Raw genomic sequence first — 1,587 nt, 5'->3', positions numbered from 1 at the left:
TTATATAGATACCCCTGCGGGAACAGGCTGTGGTATTGGGAGCCGGGGAAAAAGGAAGATAAATTAAAATAAAAATGCCGGGGTTTTATCCCGGCATTTTGTACTTACAAAGTATATTCATCCACTTTCTTGTCATTGTTTTTCAACATGGTGAAAACCCGGTTGGTACAGTATTCACCGCCGCTTTTCAGCATGTGTACACCAGTTTTCAGCTTGTATTTACACGGTGTACTCACCCACTTTTGTACCATCGTCTTTCAGCATGGTGAGTACCAGTTTATGCTGATCGGCTTTTATTTTTATCAGTGTACGATAGCCGTCTTTAGGCCCGCCGCCAATAATAAGCGGGTATTCATGCTCCCCTTTTGCAGGTGCATATACACCGTATTTGTGAGTATGACCGCAAATAAGGATATCAATTTTATGTTTGTTGAACAGGCCGCCAAATAGCTCGCGGCAATGTTTCACACCATGCCAGTCGCCGGAGTGATAATGCGGAATGTGCATCATTACCACTTTGTGTTTTGCTTTCCTGAAAGCAGGACTTTGCAGCTGTTGCTCCAGCCAGTGTGCCTGTTGCTCCCGGTAAGCGTCAAAGTCAACAATGCCCGCGTAAACCGGGTGTTCATCTTCTTTATCTTCTCCTGTATCCAGTACAATGGCCGATACGGGGCCTATGTTAAAGGTGAAATAGTTATTGTGGCCGGGATTGTCGAAATACTGATGCCATTCCCTGGCATATTTTCCGCGGGTTTCATGGTTGCCGCGTACGTACATGAACGGTGTTTGGGTGGAAAAGGTATCGCCGCAGGGAGTGAGCATGTGGTCAATGATCTGTTGCTCATCCGACTGGTAGTTGAATACATCCCCGTTGAAAAACACGAAATCATAAGGATCATCGCCGTTCAGTTTCATCAGGTGGGGAATGGAAGCCGGGCGGTCGTGGATATCGTTGATGATCACCCAGGAAACTTCTTTCTTCTGCGGATCGGGCGCTGTAAAGGTATAGGTAGCGCTTTCTATGGTATCGCCATAGGTAAGTTTATAAGGCTCAAACGACACGATATCTTTTGAGCATACCTTGTAACTGTACTTTTTGCCCGGTTCCAGCTGATCAAGTTCTATGCGATGCAGGCGGTTGTTGGCGTCTACCAGTCCGTTTGTAATGCGGTGGGCTTTTTTGCTGAGCTGCCCGTCTGTTCCGTATTCCACCCAGCTGTAGCAGGGCCGGCTGGTAAGCCACATCACTGAAATGGTATGCGGGCCGGGATACTGGAGATAAGGTTTACAGAGGAAGGCATGTTCAGGCGCTGCTGTGGCGGCAGTTCCCGGCAATATGCCTGCTTTGGCGGCCGCGGGTACAATGCCGGTAATGCCCAGTATGCCTGCTTTGGAAAGGTTGCCAAGGAATGATCTCCTGGATTGTTCACTGTTTGATTTTATCATATTTAATATATTGTATATATCAGGATAGCGATTAAAAATAGTAAAGGAATTAAGAAAAGAAGCTATTTTTATATGAATGGCAGCTGTAGCATCACGTTATTTATGAATAATGAAAAAATATAATTGGATAGACTGCGCTTT

Annotated in this window: 1 protein-coding gene; it reads right to left on the bottom strand. The window is 45.8% G+C overall.

All coding sequences use genetic code 11. The features are described from left to right. Window positions 1-219: 219 nt before the first annotated feature. A complete protein-coding gene (locus tag VN105_RS09230) occupies window positions 220-1,446 on the bottom strand; it encodes a metallophosphoesterase family protein (protein WP_325640101.1) in 1,227 nt (408 codons plus the stop codon). Window positions 1,447-1,587: the final 141 nt, after the last annotated feature.

Source organism: Chitinophaga sp. (assembly GCF_035564935.1).
Taxonomy (GTDB): Bacteria; Bacteroidota; Bacteroidia; order Chitinophagales; family Chitinophagaceae; genus Chitinophaga.
Note: the sequence above shows the minus strand (reverse complement) of the source record. Positions and strands in the feature narration are given on the sequence as shown.

Bases quoted from the DNA above. Each gene is read 5' to 3' on its own strand.
- VN105_RS09230 (WP_325640101.1), bottom strand. From the start codon at position 1,446: ATGATAAAATCAAACAGTGAACAATCCAGGAGATCATTCCTTGGCAAC.